The organism is Pseudomonas sp. LBUM1640 (assembly GCF_059716225.1).
Window position 1 is genome coordinate 5188484 of record NZ_CP166816.1, and the last position, 22153, is coordinate 5210636.

18 protein-coding genes are annotated in these 22153 nt (G+C 59.5%); 9 read left to right on the forward strand and 9 right to left on the reverse strand.

The window, feature by feature from the left end:
* The first annotated feature begins 203 nt into the window (after positions 1-203).
* The 4 genes from nirB to cobA are packed head-to-tail and all read left to right on the forward strand — an operon-like array spanning position 204 to position 6447.
* The gene (gene nirB, locus ACA065_RS22810; protein ID WP_497691619.1) at positions 204-2672 is read left to right on the forward strand and encodes a nitrite reductase large subunit NirB; all 2469 of its coding nucleotides are present in this window, start codon (positions 204-206) and stop codon (positions 2670-2672) included.
* Positions 2669-2986 carry a nitrite reductase small subunit NirD gene (gene nirD / locus ACA065_RS22815; RefSeq protein ID WP_497691620.1) on the forward strand — a complete coding sequence of 106 codons (318 nt, stop codon included), beginning with the start codon at positions 2669-2671 and terminating at the stop codon, positions 2984-2986. Before nirB ends, nirD begins: the two co-directional genes overlap by 4 nt.
* Positions 2986-5694 carry a nitrate reductase gene (locus tag ACA065_RS22820; protein ID WP_497691621.1) on the forward strand — a complete coding sequence of 903 codons (2709 nt, stop codon included), beginning with the start codon at positions 2986-2988 and terminating at the stop codon, positions 5692-5694. Before nirD ends, ACA065_RS22820 begins: the two co-directional genes overlap by 1 nt.
* Positions 5695-5703: 9 nt before the next feature.
* Entirely contained in the window at positions 5704-6447 is a 744-nt protein-coding gene (cobA, locus tag ACA065_RS22825) for a uroporphyrinogen-III C-methyltransferase (protein ID WP_497691622.1), read from the forward strand.
* Between the two features lie 60 nt (positions 6448-6507).
* Here the strand turns inward: cobA and ACA065_RS22830 are convergent, their stop codons facing one another.
* From ACA065_RS22830 to ppsA, 8 genes are all read right to left on the reverse strand, one after another.
* Positions 6508-7488, reverse strand: coding sequence for an OmpA family protein (locus ACA065_RS22830; protein ID WP_497691623.1), 981 nt, complete (start codon positions 7486-7488; stop codon positions 6508-6510).
* A gap of 107 nt (positions 7489-7595) precedes the next feature.
* Positions 7596-8186, reverse strand: coding sequence for an RNA polymerase sigma factor SigX (gene sigX / locus ACA065_RS22835; RefSeq protein WP_497691624.1), 591 nt, complete (start codon positions 8184-8186; stop codon positions 7596-7598).
* A gap of 87 nt (positions 8187-8273) precedes the next feature.
* Positions 8274-9098, reverse strand: a complete 825-nt coding sequence (locus ACA065_RS22840; RefSeq protein WP_003175519.1) for a mechanosensitive ion channel family protein — start codon at positions 9096-9098, stop codon at positions 8274-8276.
* Between the two features lie 2 nt (positions 9099-9100).
* Positions 9101-9346: a hypothetical protein gene (locus ACA065_RS22845; protein WP_005790375.1), complete on the reverse strand. Its 246-nt coding sequence runs from the start codon at positions 9344-9346 to the stop codon at positions 9101-9103.
* Between the two features lie 86 nt (positions 9347-9432).
* Complete coding sequence (cmaX, locus tag ACA065_RS22850) at positions 9433-10428, reverse strand: divalent cation transporter CmaX (RefSeq protein WP_497691625.1); 996 nt, start codon at positions 10426-10428, stop codon at positions 9433-9435.
* A 25-nt stretch (positions 10429-10453) separates the two neighbouring features.
* On the reverse strand, positions 10454-10945 hold the full coding sequence (rraA, locus tag ACA065_RS22855) for a ribonuclease E activity regulator RraA (protein ID WP_032887592.1): 492 nt from the start codon (positions 10943-10945) through the stop codon (positions 10454-10456).
* A gap of 230 nt (positions 10946-11175) precedes the next feature.
* A complete protein-coding gene (locus ACA065_RS22860; RefSeq protein WP_497691626.1) occupies positions 11176-12165 on the reverse strand; it encodes an alpha/beta fold hydrolase in 990 nt (329 codons plus the stop codon).
* Between the two features lie 105 nt (positions 12166-12270).
* Positions 12271-14646, reverse strand: a complete 2376-nt coding sequence (gene ppsA, locus ACA065_RS22865) for a phosphoenolpyruvate synthase (protein WP_497691627.1) — start codon at positions 14644-14646, stop codon at positions 12271-12273.
* A gap of 178 nt (positions 14647-14824) precedes the next feature.
* Here ppsA and ppsR point away from each other — a divergent pair, with 178 nt between their 5' ends.
* The gene (gene ppsR, locus ACA065_RS22870; RefSeq protein ID WP_058412273.1) at positions 14825-15643 is read left to right on the forward strand and encodes a posphoenolpyruvate synthetase regulatory kinase/phosphorylase PpsR; all 819 of its coding nucleotides are present in this window, start codon (positions 14825-14827) and stop codon (positions 15641-15643) included.
* Positions 15644-15815: 172 nt separating this feature from the next.
* Here ppsR and ACA065_RS22875 read toward each other — a convergent pair whose 3' ends face one another.
* Entirely contained in the window at positions 15816-17240 is a 1425-nt protein-coding gene (locus ACA065_RS22875; protein ID WP_497691628.1) for an aminotransferase-like domain-containing protein, read from the reverse strand.
* 160 nt (positions 17241-17400) lie between these two features.
* On the opposite strand from ACA065_RS22875, the gene ACA065_RS22880 reads away from it, so the two are divergent.
* Genes ACA065_RS22880 through ACA065_RS22895 form a run of 4 tightly spaced genes read left to right on the forward strand, consistent with a single transcriptional unit; the run spans position 17401 to position 22152 of the window.
* Positions 17401-18294 carry a DMT family transporter gene (locus tag ACA065_RS22880; RefSeq protein WP_497691629.1) on the forward strand — a complete coding sequence of 298 codons (894 nt, stop codon included), beginning with the start codon at positions 17401-17403 and terminating at the stop codon, positions 18292-18294.
* Positions 18295-18329: 35 nt separating this feature from the next.
* Complete coding sequence (gene moeB, locus ACA065_RS22885; protein ID WP_497691630.1) at positions 18330-20192, forward strand: molybdopterin-synthase adenylyltransferase MoeB; 1863 nt, start codon at positions 18330-18332, stop codon at positions 20190-20192.
* A gap of 15 nt (positions 20193-20207) precedes the next feature.
* Positions 20208-21122: a PLP-dependent cysteine synthase family protein gene (locus tag ACA065_RS22890; RefSeq protein WP_497691631.1), complete on the forward strand. Its 915-nt coding sequence runs from the start codon at positions 20208-20210 to the stop codon at positions 21120-21122.
* A gap of 37 nt (positions 21123-21159) precedes the next feature.
* The gene (locus ACA065_RS22895; protein WP_497691632.1) at positions 21160-22152 is read left to right on the forward strand and encodes a serine O-acetyltransferase; all 993 of its coding nucleotides are present in this window, start codon (positions 21160-21162) and stop codon (positions 22150-22152) included.
* Position 22153: the final 1 nt, after the last annotated feature.

A 22153-nucleotide genomic window follows, 5' to 3' on the forward strand; every position in this document is an offset into this window, starting at 1 on the left:
ACCCCTTAAAACCTGAGGCCCGGCGACTTGGCACAACCACTGCATTAGGTTTATCAACACCCCACATATAGCCGCCCCTTCAACGTCGAAGGGGCGAGCTTCCCGAGAGAACGGGACCAGGACAAAGGCGTCCTCGCTAGGTAACTAGCGGGGACGCCTTTTTTTGTTTGCGCGTGATTGGTCGAGCCTTTGCGGAGAACGACATGAAAAAACTCAAATTGGTGATGATCGGCAACGGCATGGCCGGGGTTCGCACCCTTGAAGAATTGCTCAAGCTGAGCAGCGACCTTTACGACATCACCGTGTTCGGCGCCGAGCCACACACCAACTACAACCGCATCCTGCTGTCGCCGGTGCTGGCCGGTGAGCAGACCTTCGAAGAGATCGTGCTCAACGATCTGAGTTGGTATCTGGAAAACCACATCAAGCTGTTGCTCAACCGCAAAGTGGTGCAGATCGACCGCGTCAAACGCATTGTAATTGCCGAAGACGGCACCGAAGCCGCCTACGACCGCCTGCTGATTGCCACCGGTTCGACCCCGTTTATCCTGCCGATCCCCGGCAACACCTTGCAGGGCGTGATCGGCTACCGCGACATCGCCGACACCCAGGCGATGATCGACACCGCCAAGACCCACAAGCACGCCGTGGTCATCGGCGGCGGCCTGCTCGGCCTGGAAGCCGCCAACGGGCTGATGCTGCGCGGCATGCACGTGACCGTGGTACATATCGGCGAATGGCTGCTGGAGCGGCAACTGGACAAGACCAGCGGCCAGTTGCTGCAAACCGAGCTGGAAAGCCGTGGCTTGGTGTTTCGTCTGTGCGAACAGACCCAGGCCCTGCACGATGCCGGCAATGGCCGCGTCGGTTCGGTGCAATTTAAGAACGGCGACATCATCCCCGCCGACTTGGTGGTGATGGCCGCCGGCATCCGCCCTAACACCGAACTCGCGGAGAAATCCGGCATCCCCTGCAACCGTGGGATTCTGGTCAACGACACTCTGCAAACCTACGACCCGCGCATCTATGCCATCGGCGAGTGTGCCAACCATCGTGGCATCGCGTATGGCCTGGTCGCGCCGCTGTTCGAACAGGCCAAGGTCTGCGCCAACCACCTGGCGCAGCTGGGTTTTGCCACTTACAAAGGCTCGGTGACCTCGACCAAGTTGAAGGTGACCGGTATCGACCTGTTCTCCGCCGGTGACTTCATGGGCGGCGAAGGCACCGAGACCATCACCCTCTCCGACCCGATTGGCGGCGTGTACAAAAAACTGGTGATCAAGGACGACATCCTGGTCGGCGCCTGCTTGTACGGCGACACCGCTGACGGCGGTTGGTATTTCCGTCAGATCCGTGAGAAGCACGCGATTGGTGAGATCCGCGATCACCTGATGTTCGGCGGCTCTTCTTTAATGGAGCATGCTTTAGGCGACGTAGGCCATCAAGGCCAGGACAACGCCATGAGCATGGCCGACAACGCCGAAGTCTGCGGCTGTAACGGCGTGTGCAAAGGCACCATCGTCAAGGCGATCCAGCAACACGGGCTGTTCAGTGTCGACGAGGTAAAAAAGCACACCAAGGCTGCCAGCTCCTGCGGTTCCTGCGCCGGGCTGGTGGAGCAGATCCTGATCAACACCGTGGGCGGTGCCGCCGACGTCAAACCGAAGAGCGAAAAGGCTATCTGCGGTTGCAGCGATCTCAACCATGGGCAGATCCGCCAGGCCATCCGCGACCAGCATCTGCTGACCATCGCCGGCACCATGAGCTACCTGAACTGGCGTACACCCAACGGCTGCGCCACCTGCCGCCCGGCCCTCAACTATTACCTGATTTCCACCTGGCCGGGCGAAGCCAAGGACGACCCGCAATCGCGCCTGATCAACGAACGCGCCCACGCGAATATCCAAAAAGACGGCACCTACTCCGTAGTCCCCCGGATGTGGGGCGGTGTGACCAACCCGTCTGAGCTGCGGCGCATCGCCGACGTGGCCGACAAGTACAACGTGCCGATGGTCAAGGTCACCGGCGGCCAGCGCATCGACCTGCTCGGCATCAAGAAGCAGGACTTGCCGGGTGTCTGGAAAGACCTCGACATGCCGTCCGGCCACGCCTATGGCAAATCCATCCGTACCGTAAAGACCTGCGTCGGCAGCGAGTTCTGCCGCTTCGGCACGCAGAACTCGACGCAGTTGGGCATCGAACTGGAGCATGACCTGTTCAATATGTGGTCGCCGCACAAGGTCAAGCTGGCGGTGTCCGGCTGCCCACGCAATTGCTCGGAAGCGGGCATCAAGGACGTGGGAATTATCGGCGTCGATTCCGGCTGGGAGATGTATATCGGCGGCAACGGCGGGATCAAGACTGAAGTCGCGGAGTTCTTCGTCAAACTCAAAACCGCCGAAGAAGTGCGTGAATACAACGGCGCTTTCCTACAGCTGTACCGCGAAGAAGCCTTCTACCTCGAGCGCACCGTGCACTACCTGCAACGGGTGGGCATGGAACACATCAAAAAAGCCGTTTTGGAAGACCCGGCTCGGCGCCAGGCACTCAATGAGCGGCTGCAATTCTCGCTGTCGTTCGAGCAGGACCCGTGGAAAGAGCGCCTGGAGCAGCCGCTGCTGAAAAAGGAATTCGAAGTCATCCCCGTCAAACAGCTGGAGGTGTCGCTATGAACTGGCTGGATATCTGCGCCCTTGATGAAATCAATGCCCTGGGCTCGCGCATCATCGATGGGCCAAAAGGTGACATCGCGATTTTTCGTACCAGTGACGACGAAGTATTCGCCCTCGACGACCGCTGCCCTCACAAAGGTGGCCCGTTGTCCCAAGGCTTGATCTACGGCAAGCGCGTAGCCTGCCCGCTGCACAATTGGCAGATTGATCTGGCCTCCGGTGAAGCGCAGGCGCCGGACATCGGCTGCGCCCACCATCACCCCGCCCGCGTGGAAAACGGCCGGGTCATGCTGGCCCTGCGGGACGCGGGTTGATGAACCGCCAGACCACCGCGTCCACCTGCTGTTATTGCGGGGTAGGTTGCGGCGTGCTGATCGAGCATGACGGCGCACAGATCCTTGGCGTGCAAGGCGACCCAAGCCACCCGGCGAACTTCGGAAAATTGTGCAGCAAGGGCGCAAGCCTGCACCTGACCGGCGACTTGAGCGCCCGTGCGTTGTACCCGCAACTGCGCCTGGGCAAAGGCCTGGCACGCGCGCGCACCGATTGGGAAACCGCCCTGGAACACGCGGCCAATGTATTCGCCGACACTATCGCCGAGCACGGGCCGGACAGCGTGGCGTTCTACATCTCCGGGCAGTTGCTGACCGAGGACTACTACAGCTTCAACAAACTGGCCCGGGCGTTGGTGGGCACCAATAACATCGATAGCAACTCGCGGCTGTGCATGTCTTCGGCGGTGGTGGGCTACAAGCGCAGCCTGGGCGCCGACGCGCCGCCGTGCAGCTATGAAGATTTGGAATCCAGCGACTGCGTGATGATCGTCGGCAGCAACATGGCCTACGCCCACCCGATATTGTTCCGACGCCTGGAGGAAGCAAAAGCCCGGCGCCCGCACATGAAAGTGCTGGTGATCGACCCACGGCGCACCGACACCTGCGATTTGGCTGACCTGCACCTGGCGATTCTGCCGGGGACGGATGTGGCCCTGTTTCATGGGATTTTGCATCTGTTGCTGTGGGAAGACTGGATCGACCGCGAGTTTATCCAGGCGCATACCGATGGGTTGGTCGAACTGAAGCGGCTGGTGCATGACTACACGCCGCAAATGGTGACGCAGCTGTGCGGGATCAGCGTCGAGCAACTGGGCCTGTGCGCGCAGTGGGTCGGCACCTCCAGCAGCTTTCTGTCGCTGTGGTGCATGGGCCTCAACCAATCCACCGCCGGCAGTGCAAAAAACAGTGCGCTGATCAACTTGCACTTGGCTACTGGCACCATTGGCCGCCCAGGCTGTGGGCCGTTTTCCCTGACCGGGCAGCCGAACGCCATGGGCGGGCGCGAGACCGGCAGCTTGTCGAACTTGCTGCCGGGCCATCGTGAAGCCGCCAACCCTGAACATCGTGCAGAAGTCGCCGCCTACTGGGGCGTTGAATCGCTGCCGGCGCCTGCCGGGTTGACGGCTATCGAACTGTTCGAGCAGGCCCAGGCCGGCAAGATCAAGGCACTGTGGATCGCTTGCACCAACCCCGCGCAATCGCTGCCGGACCAGAACAGCGTGCGTGCGGCGTTAGCGGCTTGCCCTTTCGTGGTCTTGCAGGAGGCTTTTCTTACAACCGAGACTGCCGCCTATGCCGACCTGCTGCTGCCCGCCGCCAGTTGGGGCGAAAAGGAAGGCACGGTGACCAACTCAGAAAGGCGTATTTCCCACGTGCGCCGCGCGATTGCCCCACCGGGAGAAGCACGGCCGGATTGGGCGATTACCGTGGATTTCGCACAGCGACTGGAGCGTCGCTTGCGGCCGGGATTGGCCAGCCTGTTTGCCTTTGAGCAACCGGCGCAGATTTTTGATGAATACAAGGTACTGACCCGCTACCGCGACCTTGACCTGTCGGGTATCAGCCATGCGTTGCTCGACCAGATCGGGCCGCAGCAGTGGCCGTTTCCCGTGGGCGCGCAAATGGGAACGCCGCGTCTGTACAGCAACGGCGTATTCCCGACTGACAGCGGCCGGGCGCACTTTGTCGCCGACCCTTACCGCGCCGCCAAGGAGCAGCGCGACGCGCGCTTCCCGCTGACCCTGATTACCGGACGCTTGCGTGATCAATGGCACGGCATGAGCCGCACTGGCACTGCAGCGCAGTTGTTCGGCCATGTCAGCGAGGCCTTGCTGAGCCTGCACCCGGATGAACTGCGCCGTCATCGTTTAAAAGAAGGTGATCTGGTCAACCTGAAGAGCCGTCGCGCCAGCGTGATCGTCGCCGTCACCAGCGATGACAGTGTGCGACCAGGCCAGGCGTTCCTGCCGATGCATTGGGGGGACCGTTTTCTCAAGGGGGGCGTTAATGCGTTGACCCAACCGGCGTTCGACCCTTTGTCGAAACAGCCGGAACTCAAGCACAGCGGCGTGCGCCTGGAAGCGGTGCAACTGCCGTGGCAGTTGTTCGCGCTGATTGAGGGCAATGTGCAGCAACACTTTGAGGCACTACGCCCGCTGTGCGAGGGCTTTGCCTACGTCAGCCTCAGCCTGGCAGGGCGCGAACGTCCGGCGCTGCTGGTGCGTGCGGCACATACCGAGGCGCCCGACCTGCAACTATTGACCCGCATCGACGAACTGCTGGGCCTCAACGACGGCCCTGTCATGGCGTATGACGACCCGCGCCGCTCGATCGGCAAGCGGGTGAAAATCGAAAAAGGCCGTATTACCGCGCTGCGCCTGGCTGGCGAAACCCTGGCCCGGCATTGGCTGCAAAGCTTGTGGCTGCAAGGCCGTACCGATGATCAACTGCGCCGCTGGCTGTTGGCGCCGCTCAGTGCACCACCGGGCGGTGCGGCAGCCAGCGGCAAGGTCCTGTGCAACTGCAAGAACGTCAGCGAAAACGCGGTGTGCACCGCTATTGCTCGCGGCCTGAACTTGGATGGGCTCAAACAGGAACTCGGCTGCGGCACGCAATGCGGCTCGTGTGTACCAGAAATCAAACGTCTTTTGGCCGCCAGTCCGCAGCCAATCGCAATCGGTGTGTGAGGTAAGAACATGAGCGCAAAAGTCTGGCTGGTGGGCGCAGGCCCTGGTGATCCGGAGCTGTTGACCCTCAAGGCGGTGCGGGCCCTGCACGAAGCCGATGTGGTGCTGATCGATGATCTGGTCAACCCGGCCGTGCTGGAACACTGCGCTGACGCGCGAGTGGTCACCGTCGGCAAGCGCGGCGGTTGCCGTTCGACGCCTCAGGATTTTATCCACCGCTTGATGCTGCGTTATGCACGCCAAGGCAAGTGCGTGGTGCGGCTTAAGGGCGGCGACCCGTGCATTTTCGGCCGAGGCGGCGAAGAAGCGATGTGGCTGCGCGAACGCGGGGTGGTGGTAGAGTTGGTCAATGGGATCACGGCGGGCCTGGCGGGGGCAACGAATTGCGACATTCCGCTGACCTTGCGCGGTGTAAGCCGAGGCGTAACGCTGGTCACGGCACATACCCAGGACGACAGCCGCCTGAACTGGCGCGCACTGGCCGAGGGCGGGACGACGTTGGTGGTGTATATGGGGGTGGCGAAACTTGAGGAGATTCGTCAGCAATTGCTGGAGGGTGGAATGGCTGAGGATATGCCGGTAGCAATGATCGAAAATGCGTCGCTGCCGCAACAGCGGGAATGCCGCAGTCATCTGGCGCAAATGCATGCGGATGCGCAGGCCTTTGCCTTAAAGAGCCCGGCGATTCTGGTAATCGGCAGTGTTGCCGCCACTGACCGGGCAGCCTTCATTGCGGTGTCAGCCCGCGCCTGAGGCAAACGTCAGGCGAAAAAAAGCCCGGCCTAAGCCGGGCTTTTTTCTACCACTCAGTAATTACTGAGCTTGAGCTTCAACCGACGCTTCTACACGACGGTTTACAGCGCGACCAGCTTCAGTTGCGTTATCAGCAACTGGGCGGGATTCGCCGTAACCTACCGCGGTAACGCGGCTAGGCGCTACGCCGTCTTTAACCAGGACTTGCTTAACAGCGTCAGCACGACGCTGGGACAGCTTCTGGTTGTAGGCGTCTGGACCGATGGAGTCAGTGTGACCAGCAACTTCTACGTTGGTAGCTGGGTACTGAGCCATGAAGTCGGCCAGGTTTTTCACGTCGCCGTAGCTGTTAGGCTTAACAACCGACTTGTCGAAGTCGAACTTAACGTCCAGCTCAACACGAACAACCTGAGCAACTGGAGCTTCTGGCTCTGGAGTTGGCTCTGGAGCTGGTGCTGGGGTAGGAGCTGGAGCTACTGCGCCAGCGTTACCGCCGAAGTTTACGCCCAGGCCGACCAGTGCGGAGTAATCCCACTTGCCGTTGTCCAGGTTGTAGTCAGACTCAACACCGGCACGTGCGAACAGGTTGTTGGTGAAGTAGTACTTCACACCAGCGCCAGCGATAGCCAGGGTGGACTGGTCGCGACCTTTGTGGCCGTCAGCTTCAACGTTGGTACGGCTCTGGTGACCGAAACCACCTTCTACGTATGGACGCAGGGAGTCAACACCGGCCTGACCGAAGTGGTACTGAGCAGTCACGCTGCCAGTGTCACCTTTGATCTTCTGGCTACCAGTACCGTCGTTCGAACGGGTGTGGTTGGTGGTGTCGTAGTTCAGGTTAACCGACACGTCGTCGGTAATGAAGTAACCGATGCTGGCGCCAGGGTTGTAGCCGTCTTCGATGTGCTTGACGCTATCGTTGAACTGCTTTTTGTAGAACAGCTGGCCTTCAACTGCGCCTTGGCCTTGTGCCAGTGCGCCGAAAGAAGTAGCGGCAATAAGAGTACCAATGGCCAAGCCCAAGGTGTTTTTCAGTTTCATCCGTTAAATCCCCATCTGGTGATTGTAAAGCAGTCCCACAAACCGGGGGACAACTCGGCGACAAGTCTAACAGAACTTGCCTACACGTAAGAGATATTTGCCACGCACTAAGTTTCAGTCTCGCACGCAAATTTCTCACGTAATTTATCAAGAGCGCGTTTGTAACGCATTTTTGTAGCACTCAAACCCATGTGCATGATGTCAGCAATTTCCTGAAACTCCAGCTCTGCGACAAATCGAAGCACCAGAATTTCTCGGTCAATCGGATTCACATGCACCAACCAGCGATCGAGTCCGCCCTTCTCCTCGGGTGTCGGCGCCTTTTCTTCAGACGCTTCCTCAAGGGGGTCCAGACTCAAAGCGTCCATCAAGCGACGCTTTCGCCGTTCCTTACGATACTGCGTGATGCACTCGTTGTACGTGATGCTGTAGAGCCATGTCTTGAACTTCGATTTGCCCTCGAAGTTCTTCAGGCCATACAACACCTTGAGCATCACTTCCTGACAGACATCATCCGCATCTCTATCGTTCCCTAAATACCTTGAACAAACGTTGAACAGAGTGCGTTGATATCTGCGCATCAATTCTTCGTACGCGCGTGTTACGTGAAACAGCTCCGTGTGCGCGCGCGCGACCAACTCCTCATCAGAGAGCTCACGGGGGTCATAGCGCGTGGACAGCGTTTGGGCTTTATTCAAAACAAGTCGTGCCGACAGTCAGGTCAATGTCCGCTACAGCCCGGTCACCCGGGTTTGCGGCGGCGTACATTAGCAGGGTTTGCCGGGTTAGCGGCTACTGACCTGCTGCTCCAGGAGAATCCGGTTGGACAGCGACACCAGGTCACCGTCATCGGTCAGCACCGTTGTTTTCACAGTACCGATCTCCTCGATTTGCCCTTCGACCTCGCCCACACGCACCTGTTGCCCAACCTGATACAACTCACGCACATAGATTCCCGCAAGAATCTGCCCAGCAATTTCGCGACTTCCCAAGCCCATGGCCAGCGCAACGGCCAGACCAACGGTAATCAAAACAATCACAATCACGTGGTTGAGCAGGTCAGTTTTGACCTCCAACTGGCTGATCGCGACCGAAATACTGATGATAATCACCAGGCCTTGGGCGATGCGCCCCAGGCCCGCAGCATAATCCAACCCCACGCCTTCAGCGGCCCCGCGCACCAGCCCATTGGCCAATTGCGCGAGTAAAACGCCTACCAGCAACACCAGCGCGCCGCCGAAAACCTTCGGCAAATACAGCGCCAGCATGTCGAGCGTAGCTGAAACTCGCTCAAGTCCAAGGGATTGAGCCGCAGAAACCAGAAAAATAAGCAAAACGAACCAGTAGACGATCTTCCCGATCAGGGTAGAGATCGGCACTTGCAGCCCGGCGCGCCCCAACAGCTTGGTCAGGCCGGTGCCTGCCATCAAGCGGTCCAGGCCGAGTTTAGCGAGTAATTTGGACAGCAAGGTGTCGAGCAACTTTGCCACGACAAAGCCGAGCAATACCAGGACCAGGGCACCAAACAGGTTGGGAATGAAATTCGCCACCTTGGTCCACAATGCGGTCATCGCAGTGACCAGGCTCTGGGTCCAGAGATCAAGTTCCATATTCAATCAGCCTTATCAGCAGTGCGAGCAAGAGGTTTACGACGGGACACCGGCGATACGTGGGCCGAACCATTGTTCAGGGCCATCATCAACGCCGGCAGCCAACGACCGAGCAGACCGAACAGGTCACCCGCCCCTACCTGACGGTTGGCGGTTTTCAACACGCGGCCAAGGCAAGCATCGTCGTCACGGTTGGACGGCGACGCATTGAGCATGTCACGCAAAGACTGTTCGAACGGATCGTGCATAAAGACCTCTCGCAAGTGTTTTAAAAGACGAGGGTTAAATTCCCGGGGTCACATGAGCCCCTTCGTACGTTCAGCTCATATTCAGGTCAAACCCAGCGCAATCGTCGAAATAGCCACCACTGCCCCAGTGCGACGGTCACCATCATCAGGCACGCAATCGCGAATCCGTAAGGGCTGCCAGAGAACGGAATACCCCCCACATTTATACCCAGCAAACCGGTGAGAAAACTCATCGGCAGGAAGATCCCGGTGATGATCCCGAAGCGGTACATGGTGCGATTCATACGCACGCTCAAGCGCCGGTCTTCGGCCTCCAGCACAAGCCCCACGCGCTCCCTGGCCAATTCGAGCTCTTCCAGGTAACGCGTCAGGCTGTTGTGTAATTCATTCCAGTAGTCGGCATCGTCGTCACAGAACCATGGCAATTTGATGCGTGTCAGCTGGGCAAAAATATCCCGCTGTGGGGCCAGGAAACGCTTGAGCCCTGCCGCTCGCCGACGGATCTGCAAAACACTGCCATGCTCCGGAGTATACCGTTCGTCGGTATCAATTTTTTCTTCTTCAACATCGACGATTTCGGACAGGTCGGTGACCAGATCCTGCACTTTATTGGTCAGGTACTGCGCCATATAAAGGATGAGCTCGGACGCGTTTTTTGGCCCCTTGCCGTCTGCCAGCTGCACCAGCAACTCATCGGTCGCGCGCAGCGGGCGCAGGCGCAGGGAAATCACTCGACTGGCCGCAGCGAAAATGCGCACCGAAACCATGTCTTCCGGCTCGGCACCCGGGTTAAGGTTGACCCCACGCAGGAACAGCAGCAATTGGGCGTCGGGCAGCGGCAACAGGCGCGGGCGGGTGTTTTCCTCCAGCAGCAAGTCGCAGGCGAATTCGCTCAAGCCGCTGGATTTACGCAGCCAGGTCTGGGTCTGCGGATGGCTGCGATCCCAATGCAGCCACAGGCTTTCCTGAGGCTGCAGCTGTAAGTCGTCGAGCTCTGTCCGGGCAATCGAACGCGCACCGCCTTTACCGTCCAGCACCAGGGCATGCACCAGCCCCCATTGCGCGTTTTCTTCCTCGAACATCCTCACCCCTATCGGCTACTGCGGTTTATTCAGGCATTTTCAGCGGGCTTGGCGAGACGATCACGCCATTATTGTCCGCATAGATGTATTCGCCCGGGCGGAAGGTCACGCCGGCGAAGGTCACCACCACATTCAGGTCGCCAATACCGCGCTTGTCGGTTTTCATCGGGTGAGAGGCCAACGCCTGTACCCCCAGATCAGTCTGGGCGATGACATCGACATCACGGATGCAGCCGTAGATCACCAGCCCTTCCCAACCATTTTTGGCGGCTTTCTCAGCGATCATGTCGCCCAGCAAAGCGCGACGCAGGGAACCACCGCCGTCAACTACCAACACCTTGCCGGCGCCTGGCTGGTCGGCCTGTTCCTTGACCAAGGAGTTGTCTTCGAAGCATTTGATGGTGACGATTTCGCCGCCAAAGGAGTCTCGGCCACCGAAATTACTGAACATCGGCTCAACCACCTGCACCAGGTCGGGGTAGGCGTCGCACAGGTCGGGCGTCACGTAATGGTTCATCGAGAAACTCCTGTCGTTAAAGAAGAGGTCGAACATCCCACGGTGTACATCAGAAAAACGTGGCGCAACAGGCATTCTTTAAGGGTTTACCCGTTGGCGGCGGCCATGATCAGACTCACTTCGTCGCAACGCAATAGCCACTGCGCGACTGAATATGACCAGATGCGTTTAACGCGTCATATCTTAGCCGCAACCACTCCCAAGTGAAACGCCCTTGGCAGAGCGCTTGCTCAAACCGCTGCGAGTACCTGGGCGTGTGCCCCGGCCAAAGGTGTCAGCGGATCTTTCAACCATCGCGCCACCATCGGCCACACCTCAGCCTGGGCGGCTTTGCTGACCAGCATCTCGACATGCCCGAAATCATCGCTAAAGCCCTGCTGGCGCCCCAGGCACAGGTATTGGCGGTGCTCAGAACCGACCTGCTCGAACAGCTTGCGGCACGCCCAATCCGGGTCCTGCCGGTCGCCCGCCGCACTCACCGACAGCAGCGGCACGTCGACGTCGGCCAGGCCTTTCCACCAATCCTGCTTGCCATCGCCAAAACGACCGAACAGGCCGTTCCAGCGCATGGCTTCGATCATCACGCCCGCCGGCTCGTCCTCCGGACCGCGCTTGAGCCGCGCGCCCGAGACCTCGCCAAAGCGCTTCAGGAGCAAACGGGCGGTCCACTCCACCGGTGGAATTTTCAATGGCCAGTGGGTGCGACTCACCTGACAGCCAAACAGTGCCACTGAGGCCACCGCCGGCGCGCCCAGGTGTTGACCGCCGAGGGCCGCCGCCAGCGCGGTGCCGCCCAGGGAGTGCCCGACCCAGTGCGGAATTTGCGCACTTTGCTCACGCACAAACGCGCCAATGGCCGGTAAATCGTAACGCGCATAGTCGGCGACGCGGTTCCGGGCATAGTCGTGATTGCGCTTGGACAAGCCATGCCCGCGCATTTCCGGGATCCACACATCAAACCCCTGGCGCGCCAGGTAAGCCCCCAGGCCAATGCCTTTGGGCGAGTACCAGAAGCGCCGATTGGAAAAACTACCGTGCAACAAAATAACCGGCGTGCCCCGGTTTTCCGGGACATCGGCGAGGCCCAAACGGGTCACGGCCAACTCGACGGTGCCGTCTGGGCTGTTGCCGGGTTTGAGGCGGTACACATCTTCACTCAGGTCGCCACGACGTTCAGCGCTGATCAGGGCGACGGGAAACAGGTTGCTGCTGCTTTGCATAATGCTCTTGCACAAAAAAGGGCGGCGTCCGCAAGGATTCCCGCCCAGCACAGATAAGAATGCCGGTCACCCTGGCGAGTGACCGGCACTTTTGACGTATCGACCTTAGGCGGGCGCTTGGCCTTCCGCCAGGAAGAACCAGGTTTCCAGCACGGAGTCGGGGTTCAACGAGACGCTCTCGATGCCCTGTTCCATCAGCCATTTGGCCAGGTCCGGGTGGTCGGAAGGGCCTTGGCCGCAGATGCCGATGTACTTGCCGGCCTTGTTACAGGCCTGGATGGCGTTGGCCAGCAGCTTCTTGACCGCAGGGTTACGCTCATCGAACAGGTGCGCGATGATCCCCGAGTCACGGTCCAGGCCCAGGGTCAGCTGGGTCAGGTCGTTGGAGCCGATGGAGAAACCGTCGAAAAATTCCAGGAATTCCTCGGCCAGAATGGCGTTGGACGGCAGTTCGCACATCATGATCACGCGCAGGCCGTTTTCACCACGGCTCAGGCCGTTTTCCGCCAGCAGGTCGACCACCTGGCTCGCTTCGCCCAAGGTACGGACAAACGGCACCATGATCTCAACGTTGGTCAGGCCCATCTCATTACGCACGCGCTTAAGCGCACGGCACTCAAGCTCGAAGCAGTCGCGGAAGGCTTCGCTGATGTAACGCGAGGCGCCACGGAAGCCCAGCATCGGGTTTTCTTCTTCGGGTTCGTAGAGCTTGCCGCCGATCAGGTTGGCGTATTCGTTGGACTTGAAGTCCGACAGGCGCACGATGACCTTTTTCGGGTAGAACGCCGCCGCCAGGGTGCTGATGCCTTCCACCAGCTTCTCGACGTAGAAACCCACCGGGTCGTTGTAGCCGGCGATGCGCTTGTCGACGCTTTCCTTGATGTCCGGCGGCAGGCCGTCGTAGTTCAGCAGGGCCTTGGGGTGCACGCCAATCATGCGATTGATGATGAACTCCAGGCGGGCCAGGCCCACACCGGCGTTCGGCAGCTGTGCGAAATCGAAGGCACGGTCCGGGTTGCCGACGTTCATCATGATCTTGAACGGCAGGTCGGGCATGGCGTCGATGGAGTTTTGCTTGATGTCGAAGCCCAGCTCGCCTTCGAAGATAAAACCGGTGTCGCCTTCGGCGCAGGAAACGGTCACACCCTGGCCGTCTTTCAACAGTTGGGTGGCGTTGCCGCAACCGACAACCGCTGGAATCCCCAGCTCACGCGCGATGATCGCCGCGTGGCAGGTACGCCCGCCACGGTTGGTGACGATGGCACTGGCGCGCTTCATCACCGGTTCCCAGTCCGGGTCGGTCATATCGGAGACCAGCACGTCGCCGGGCTGGACTTTGTCCATTTCGGACACATCCTTGATGATCCGCACTTTGCCGGCGCCGATGCGCTGGCCGATGGCACGGCCTTCTACCAGCACGGTGCCGGTTTCTTTCAACAGGTAACGTTCCATGACATTGGCCGAGGTGCGGCTTTTTACCGTTTCAGGGCGCGCCTGCACGATGTACAGCTTGCCGTCGTCACCGTCCTTGGCCCACTCGATGTCCATCGGGCACTTGTAGTGCTTTTCGATGATCATCGCTTGTTTGGCCAATTCGCTGACTTCAGCGTCGCTCAGGCAGAAACGTGCGCGTTCGGCCTTGTCGACATCAACGGTTTTGACTGAGCGACCGGCCTTGGCCTCGTCGCCGTAGATCATCTTGATCGCCTTGCTGCCCAGGTTGCGGCGCAGGATGGCCGGGCGACCGGCCTCAAGGGTGTGCTTGTGGACGTAGAATTCGTCCGGGTTGACCGCGCCTTGTACGACGGTTTCGCCCAGGCCGTAGGCGCCGGTGATAAACACCACGTCACGGAAACCGGATTCGGTGTCGAGGGTGAACATCACGCCGGCAGTGCCGGTTTCCGAACGCACCATGCGCTGTACGCCGGCAGACAGGGCCACCAGTTTGTGGTCGAAACCCTGGTGCACACGGTAGGAAATAGCGCGGTCGTTAAACAGCGAGGCGAATACTTCCTTGGCCGCGCGGATCACGTTTTCAACGCCGCGGATATTCAGGAAGGTTTCTTGCTGGCCGGCAAAGGAGGCGTCGGGCAAGTCTTCGGCGGTGGCCGAGGAGCGCACGGCGACGGCCATGTCCGGGTTACCGGCCGACAGGGTGGCGAAGGCGGTACGGATTTCTTCGTTGAGCTTCTCGGGGAACTCGGCTTCCATGATCCATTTACGGATCTGGGCACCGGTTTTGGCCAAAGCGTTGACGTCATCGACGTCCAGGGCGTCCAGCGCGGCGTGGATCTGAGCATTAAGGCCGCTCAATTCGAGGAAATCGCGGTAGGCCTGGGCCGTGGTGGCGAAACCACCGGGCACCGAGACACCAGCGCCTGCAAGATTACTGATCATCTCGCCGAGGGATGCGTTCTTGCCCCCCACATGCTCTACATCATGGACGCCGAGCTTATCGAGGGAAACTACGTACTCTACCAAGGTGATCTCTCCACTTTCTGTGTTGGAAAAGCTCAGGACGCCGGCGGCTCAGTAGGAGCAAACGCCAGCGCTTGTGGCCTGGACCTGGAAAATAAGTGAGAATGCGGCCCACTGCGGGACGGCAAAATCGCGCCTATCATATCCAAGATTCGCCATCAGCTTAAGGCCCAGGGCTCAAATGAAACGATCTGCTTTCTTTATCTCCGACGGCACCGGCATAACAGCCGAAACATTGGGTCAGAGCCTGCTCGCGCAGTTCGAAAACATTACCTTCGCCAAATTCACGCGGCCCTATATCGACAGCGTGGATAAAGCGCGGGCCATGGTACAACAAATCAATCTGGCGGCTGAAAAAGACGGTTTTCGGCCGATCATTTTCGACACCATCGTCAATCAAGACATCCGTGAGATCCTCGCAACCTCCAATGGTTTCATGATCGACATTTTCTCCACGTTCCTGGCGCCACTGGAACAGGAGTTGAGTGAACATTCCTCTTATTCCGTAGGAAAGTCCCATTCCATTGGGCACAACTCCAACTATATGGAGCGTATCGAGGCGGTGAACTTCGCCCTCGACAACGATGACGGCGCCCGCACTCACTACTACGACAAGGCCGATTTGATCCTGGTGGGCGTATCCCGCTGCGGCAAGACGCCGACGTGCCTGTATATGGCCATGCAATTCGGCATCCGCGCGGCCAACTACCCGCTGACCGAAGACGACATGGAGCACCTGACGCTGCCGGCCGCCCTGCGCGCGCACCAGCACAAGCTGTTCGGCCTGACCATCGACCCGGACCGCCTCACGGCGATTCGTAACGAGCGCAAGCCCAACAGCCGTTATTCCAGCTATGCGCAGTGCGAGTTTGAAGTGCGCGAAGTGGAAAACCTGTTCCGTCGCGAGAATATTGCGCACATCAATTCCACGCATTTTTCGGTGGAAGAGATTTCGGCGAAGATTTTGGTGGAGAAAGGCGTGGAGCGGCGCTTCAAGTAACTTCAAACTATCGCAACCGAAGCGCCTCTGTGGCGAGGGAGCTTGCTCCCGCTCGGCTGCGAAGCAGTCGTAAATAAGCTGGCGAGTATTTAACTGACATTACTCGGTCAATGGCTATGGGGCTGCTGCGCAGCCCAGCGGGAGCAAGCTCCCTCGCCACAAGAGACCGCGCCTACAGATGAAACCTGCCGCCGCCCTGCCCCAACGCGGTCGCCAGCGCATCAAACCCTTCACGCAACAATTGATCATCCCCCGAGGTATTACAAATGCTCGCCCGAATAAACTGCGGCACCGCCGTTTGCCCTACGGCAAACGCCTCGGCGGTGGCAATCAGGTAATTATTCTGCTTGAGCTCTGCCTCTATTTCCGACGCGCGCCACGGCTCCGGCACTTCAATCCAAAAGTGTGGGCTGTTGAGGTGGGTGCGGTATTCAAGGCCGGCCAGCAGGTCGCGCACCAAGTCTTTGCGGCGGCTGATCTCGTTGATCTGCTGGCGTAGCAGGTATTCCGCCGTGCCGTTTTCGATCCACTGGGTCGCCAAATCCAGGGTCACCGGCGTGGCCATCCAGCAGGTCGAGCGCAAGGCCGCCGAAATACGGCTGACCAACGCCGGTGGCGCATGCACATAACCCACCCGCAAGCCGGCGGACACTGCCTTGCTCAAGCTGCTGATCAAAATCGTACGCTCAGGCGCGAAATGGCTGAGGGGCGGTGGCCGGTCTTCTACCAGTACGCCGTGGGCTTCGTCTTCAAGAATCAGCAGGTTGTGCTCACGGCACACCTTGACCAAGGCTTCCCGGCGCGCAACCGATAACACCGCCGTCGTCGGGTTCTGGATGGTGGGTGTGCAGTACAACGCTGAAACCCGGTGATTACGACAGACTTCATCCAGCGCGCCCGGCAGCACGCCCTCTTCATCCATCTCCAGGCCGATCAGCCGCACGCCGAGCATGCGCGCAGCCGTGATCAGCCCAGGATAGGTAAGTTGTTCGGTGACCACTGTATCGCCCGCCCGCAACAGCGCCATCATCGCGCAGAGCAGGCCATGCTGGCCGCCATTCACGCAGATAACCTGCTCGGGAATCGGGTGAAAATCACGCTGCACCAGCCACTGCGCACCGGCTTCACGGTAGCGTGGCAAACCGGCATCCGGGGTGTAGGCGCTGATGTCCTGGAGGAACTTGGCGTTGGTCGACAAGGTTTGGAAGCTCTGAGCCAAAAACACTGTTTCCTGCCCAGGAATGTGCATGTTGCGGCTCATATCGAAATAATGGCGCGGCTCCTCGCTGACGTTGCGAAAGCCTTCATCACGCTGGCGCTCCATCCCACGCTTGCGCACGAAAGTGCCGTCACCCACTCGCGCCACGACCAACCCCAGGCGTTCCAGCTCGCCGTAGGCGCGGCTGATGGTGCCGATGGTCACACCCAGATTGTCGGAAAGCACCCGATGGGGCGGCAGTTTTCGTCCGGGTTCAATCAGGCCTTCAAGGATGCCCCGCTCCATCACATCGGACAGGCGCTTGTACTTCACGCCCTGACCGCTGGACAACCCCTCACGCATAATTGACACCATGTCAATATTTGTTTTGACAGCCATCATTCGCCCTAATAGTGTGCTTTTACGGGTTCAATCACCGGATGAAACAACTTAATACACAGTCAATATAGAGTTCAATTCCGGCTCAGGGAAGCAATAAACGATGCCAATGTCCGCCGTTCTTGAAAACACAACAAAAACAAAAACTCAGAAACAGTGGTTGGCCGGCCTGGTCACCAGCGTGATGTTTCTTATCGTGTGCCTGAGTTGGGGCACCACGTGGCTGGGGATCAAGATCGCCGTCGAAAGCGTGCCACCGCTGACCTCTGCGGGCCTGCGCTTCCTGATCGCGTTCCCGCTGTTCCTGTGTTTTGCCCTGGTGCGCCGCGAGCCGATCCTGTTCCCGCGCGAAAGCCGCTGGTTCTTCGTATTCGTGACCCTGTCCTACTTCAGCGTTCCCTATTACCTGCTCAACTATGGCGAGATGCATGTCTCTTCGGGCCTCACCGCGCTGCTGTTCAGCTGCATGCCGGTGTTTATCCTGATCTTCTCCGCGCTGTTTCTGCGCGAGCGCATCTACTTTTCCCAGGTGGTCGGCATCGGCATCGGTTTCGGCAGCCTCTACATGATCATCAAAAGCCAGGGCCTGCACCTGGACCACGCCGAGTTCTTCGGGGTACTGGCGATTTTGACCGCCGCGATCATGCATGCCTTGTGCTACGTCATTACCAAGCAAAAAGGCAGCGCCATCAGCGTGATCACCTACAACACCCTGCCCATCGGCATTGCCGGGCTGATGCTGTTCGTGGCCGGCCTGTGGTTTGAAACACCGACCTTCGAAAACATCACCCTGCGCTCCTGGAGTGCGCTGTTTTACCTGGGGCTGGTGGCATCGGTGGGCGGTTTTATCGTGTATTTCATGCTGCTCAAACGCTTGAGCCCGATCATTCTGTCGTTCGTGTTCATCATCTTCCCGGTGTTCGCGGTGATCATCGGCGCCTGGTACGAAGGCATGGAAATTTCCCGTGACCTGATGCTGTACTCGGCCATCCTGCTGGCCGGCTTTGCGATCACCAAGTTGCCGGTCGAAAAACTCCTGGCCAAGAAAAATTGACCTTTCCGACTATCCAACAGCAACGCGAGAGAAACATGGACGTCCTCCGCCCCACCGCCCTGGAACAGATCTACGCCCACGCCAGCCGCAGCTACCCCGAGGAATGCTGTGGTTTTGTCTTCGCCGACGGCAGTGTGTACCTGGGCAGCAATATCCAGAATGAGTTGCACCGTAAGAACCCCCAGATGTACCCGCGCAGCGCGGCCAATGGCTACACGTTTTCCGTGGCCGACACCCTGCTGATGAACAAGGCGTTTCGCAGTGATAACCCCGTGGTGGTGATCTACCACTCTCACCCGGACGTCGGCGCCTATTTCAGTGACGAAGACCAGGACAAGGCACTGTTCCTGGGTGAGCCGATCTACCCCGTCAGCTACCTGGTGGTGGACGTTCGCCAGGGCCACGCCCTGGGCTCAAAGCTGTTTGCCTGGGACGGCAAGCATTTTGCTCTTCAACCTTTCAACGACCTGCACACGGAGTTGTCCATGAACGCTGTCTCTTTCCCCGATATTCTGGTTCGCGTGGCCAAGCTGCCGGAATCGACCCTTGAGGGCACCGGATCGACATTGCGCGAAGTCATTGAAAACCTCTGCATCAAGCACTCGCAGTTACGTGCACATCTGTTTCACGAGAAGAACAATCAGCTCAAGGAACACTTCCTGTTCACCGCCGAGCAAGAGCTGATCGGCGCCGACGATCCTTTGCCGGAAAAGGCCAAAATCGAAGTCCTGCTCGCCACCTCCGGCGGCATGGACGTAGAGGCTTTAAGCAACGAAGAAGTACAACGCTATGTGCGCCACATCACCCTGCCGGGCGTTGGCCGCGAAGGTCAGTTGAACCTGAAAAAAGCCAAGGTGCTGATCATCGGCACCGGCGGCCTGGGCTCGCCCATCAGCCTGTACCTGGCGGCGGCCGGCATCGGCACCCTGGGCCTGGTGGATTTTGACGTGGTGGAAAGCAGCAACCTGCAACGCCAGGTCGTCCACGGCAACAGCACACTGGGCATGCCCAAGGTCGAGTCCGCCAAGCAACGCCTGCAAGACCTCAACCGACATATCCAGATCAACGCGCACAACACCGCGCTCAACGCCGACAACGCCCTGGAGCTGGTGGGTGCCTATGACCTGGTGATCGACGGCACCGACAATTTCGACACCCGTTACCTGGTCAACGACGCCTGCGTGCAGCTTGGCAAACCCTTGGTATACGGCGCCATCTACCGCTTCGACGGGCAGATCAGCGTGCTCAACTATAAAGGTGGGCCGTGCTACCGCTGCCTGTTCCCCAGCGCCCCACCTGCGGAACTGGCGCCCAACTGCAGCGCCGGTGGCGTGATCGGCGTGCTGCCGGGGGTGGTCGGGATGATTCAAGCTACCGAGGCCATCAAGTTGCTGATCGGCATTGGCGAGCCCTTGTCCGGTCGGTTGATGCGCTTCGATGCGCTGGCGATGAAATTCAGCGAAATTCGCTTCAAGCGCCGTGCCGACTGCCCCTGCTGCTCGGAACTGCGCCACAGCGAAAGCGTAGCGCCAGCGGTTTGCGCAGACGCCGTGCCAAGCCAACCCTCCCTCGCCGAGGAACGCTACATCAAGCCGCGCGTACTCAAGCAAGTGCTTGAACACCACCGCAGCGCCGACGTATTGCTGGATGTGCGCGATGCCAGTGAGCTGGAGGTGTGCAAATTACCGGGCGTGGTGCATATCCCGCTGGCCGAACTGGATGGGCAGCTCGACAGCCTCAGCCGCGACAATACCCATTACCTGATCTGCTACGCCGGGACCCGTGCCGAGCAAGCCGCCAGCACCTTGCTGGCAGCCGGTTTCGCCAATACCAAAGTCCTGCAGGGCGGCATGAAACATTGGGTGCGCGACGTCGAGCCCGACATGCCTTTGTACTGATTCGGGGACTGACCGATGTTGCATAACTCAATTCTCGACGTCATCGGCCATACGCCGATTGTGCGTCTGGCACAGTTTTCCGAAGACCTCGGCATCGAGGTCTACGCCAAATTGGAATCACTCAACCCAGGGGGCAGCCACAAGGCGCGCATCGCCCTGGGCATGATCCTCGATGCCGAGCGCCGGGGCGTGCTGATGCGTGATTCCGGCCAGACCATCATCGAACCCAGCGGCGGCAATACCGGCATTGGCCTGGTAATGGCCGGTAATGTACTGGGCTACAAAGTGGTGCTGGTGATCCCCGACAACTACAGCCCCGAAAAGCAAAAACTGCTGCGTCTGTACGGCGCCAAAGTGGTGCTGTCGGACAGCCGCCTGGGAAATAACTCCCACGGCGAAAAGTGCATGGAACTGCAGCTGGAAAACCCCAGCTACGTGATGCTCAACCAGCAGCGCAACGGCGCCAACCCGCAAACCCACCGCGACACCACCGCGCCGGAGATCCTCCGCGCCTTCGGTGAGCGGCGCGTGGATTACTTCGTCAGCGGCATCGGCACGGGCGGCCACATCACCGGTATCGGCGAAATCCTCAAGGCTGCCTGGCCGGCCATGCGCGTGATGGGCGTGGAGCCCGAGGAGTGCGACCTGCTCAAAGACCAGCACGCGCCACACCATATCCAGGGCCTGTCGATTGGCTTGATCCCAAGCATTCTCAACGTGGACGTAATCGACGGCATGCTCAAGGTGTCGCGCCAGGCGTGCATCGACATGATGAAACGCATCATGCGCACCGACGCCATCAGCCTGGGTTTGTCCTCTGCGGCCAACATGGTTGCCATCGCGCAGCTCGCCCCCGAACTGCCGCCCGAAACGGTGGTGTTGACCATGGTCTACGACAATGCTGACAGCTACCTGCCCAGTTTCGAATAACCGGTTTCCCAACCATCCAGAATGCGGGGGTGCCTCCATGGGAGGCTTTATCGACATGCAACAGCTGCACGATGAGCTGCTCACCCACCTCATCAAGACCCTGACACCTGCGCAGATGAAGCAGCTGGAACCGCACCTGGCGCCGCTGATCCAGAACGCCGCCCAGGCAGTGGCCGAAGACCTGATCGCCTATGCCTATCGCGACCCCGCATCACGCGGGCGCGGCGAGTTGATCCTGGAGTCCTATGCCTCGTTCAAGGCGGTGCTGTTTTACCGCCTTGCACACCTGGTGTGGAATTTCCCCGACCAGACCAACGGCGAGTTTTCGCGCATCGCGCTCAAGCTCAGCAACCAGGGCAAAATCCTCTCCGGCGCGGAGATTCATCCGGCGGCAAAAATCGGCCGACGCTTCGTGTTGGATCACGGCTACGGCACGGTCATCGGCGAAACCTGCGAGATCGGCAACGACTGCTACATCCTCTGCGGCGTCACCCTGGGCGCACGCGGCATTGCCAACAACCCGGATGGCAAACGCCACCCGCGTTTGGGCAACAATGTCGAGGTCGGCTCCGGCGCCCGCGTGCTGGGCTATGTGCTGATCGGCGACAACGTATTTATCAGCCCCTCGTGTGTGATCACCCAGGACGTGCCGACCGGCACCAAGGTCAAGGTGGTCAACCAGGTTCAGTTGCAGAAAAACGATGAATCAGACCACGGTAATTATCTGGGCGCTTTCGCCCTGGATGAGCGCTTGCACGTGGTCGGCGAAGTCAGCGCCAGCCACAAGGTCACGGTGCTGGACGCCGACTTTCACCCGCTGCAGGGGCTGATGCTTGAACCCACGGTCAAAGAGCGCCATCACCTGCAATTTCGCCTGCGCCGCCTCGACATCGGCGAGCAGCTGCCACGTCTGCCGCTGAACCTGAAAGTCTGCGGGCCGGAATTTGAAATCACCCTGCTTTCCCCCCCTGGCTTGAGTGCAATGGTGCGTCACCTGTTGCAAGCCAGCCCACTGATTGTCGGAGGTTGAA

Coding starts and splice junctions, on each gene's coding strand:
- ACA065_RS22830 (WP_497691623.1), bottom strand. CDS start 7,488: ATGAAACTGAAAAACACCTTGGGCTTGGCCATTGGTACTCTTATTGCC.
- rraA (WP_032887592.1), bottom strand. CDS start 10,945: ATGAACCATTACGTGACGCCCGACCTGTGCGACGCCTACCCCGACCTG.
- ACA065_RS22895 (WP_497691632.1), top strand. CDS start 21,160: ATGGGAGGCTTTATCGACATGCAACAGCTGCACGATGAGCTGCTCACC.
- cobA (WP_497691622.1), top strand. CDS start 5,704: ATGAGCGCAAAAGTCTGGCTGGTGGGCGCAGGCCCTGGTGATCCGGAG.
- ACA065_RS22840 (WP_003175519.1), bottom strand. CDS start 9,098: ATGGAACTTGATCTCTGGACCCAGAGCCTGGTCACTGCGATGACCGCA.
- ACA065_RS22845 (WP_005790375.1), bottom strand. CDS start 9,346: ATGCACGATCCGTTCGAACAGTCTTTGCGTGACATGCTCAATGCGTCG.
- nirD (WP_497691620.1), top strand. CDS start 2,669: ATGAACTGGCTGGATATCTGCGCCCTTGATGAAATCAATGCCCTGGGC.
- nirB (WP_497691619.1), top strand. CDS start 204: ATGAAAAAACTCAAATTGGTGATGATCGGCAACGGCATGGCCGGGGTT.
- cmaX (WP_497691625.1), bottom strand. CDS start 10,428: ATGTTCGAGGAAGAAAACGCGCAATGGGGGCTGGTGCATGCCCTGGTG.
- ACA065_RS22860 (WP_497691626.1), bottom strand. CDS start 12,165: ATGCAAAGCAGCAGCAACCTGTTTCCCGTCGCCCTGATCAGCGCTGAA.
- ppsR (WP_058412273.1), top strand. CDS start 14,825: ATGAAACGATCTGCTTTCTTTATCTCCGACGGCACCGGCATAACAGCC.
- ACA065_RS22820 (WP_497691621.1), top strand. CDS start 2,986: ATGAACCGCCAGACCACCGCGTCCACCTGCTGTTATTGCGGGGTAGGT.
- ACA065_RS22875 (WP_497691628.1), bottom strand. CDS start 17,240: ATGGCTGTCAAAACAAATATTGACATGGTGTCAATTATGCGTGAGGGG.
- ACA065_RS22890 (WP_497691631.1), top strand. CDS start 20,208: ATGTTGCATAACTCAATTCTCGACGTCATCGGCCATACGCCGATTGTG.
- moeB (WP_497691630.1), top strand. CDS start 18,330: ATGGACGTCCTCCGCCCCACCGCCCTGGAACAGATCTACGCCCACGCC.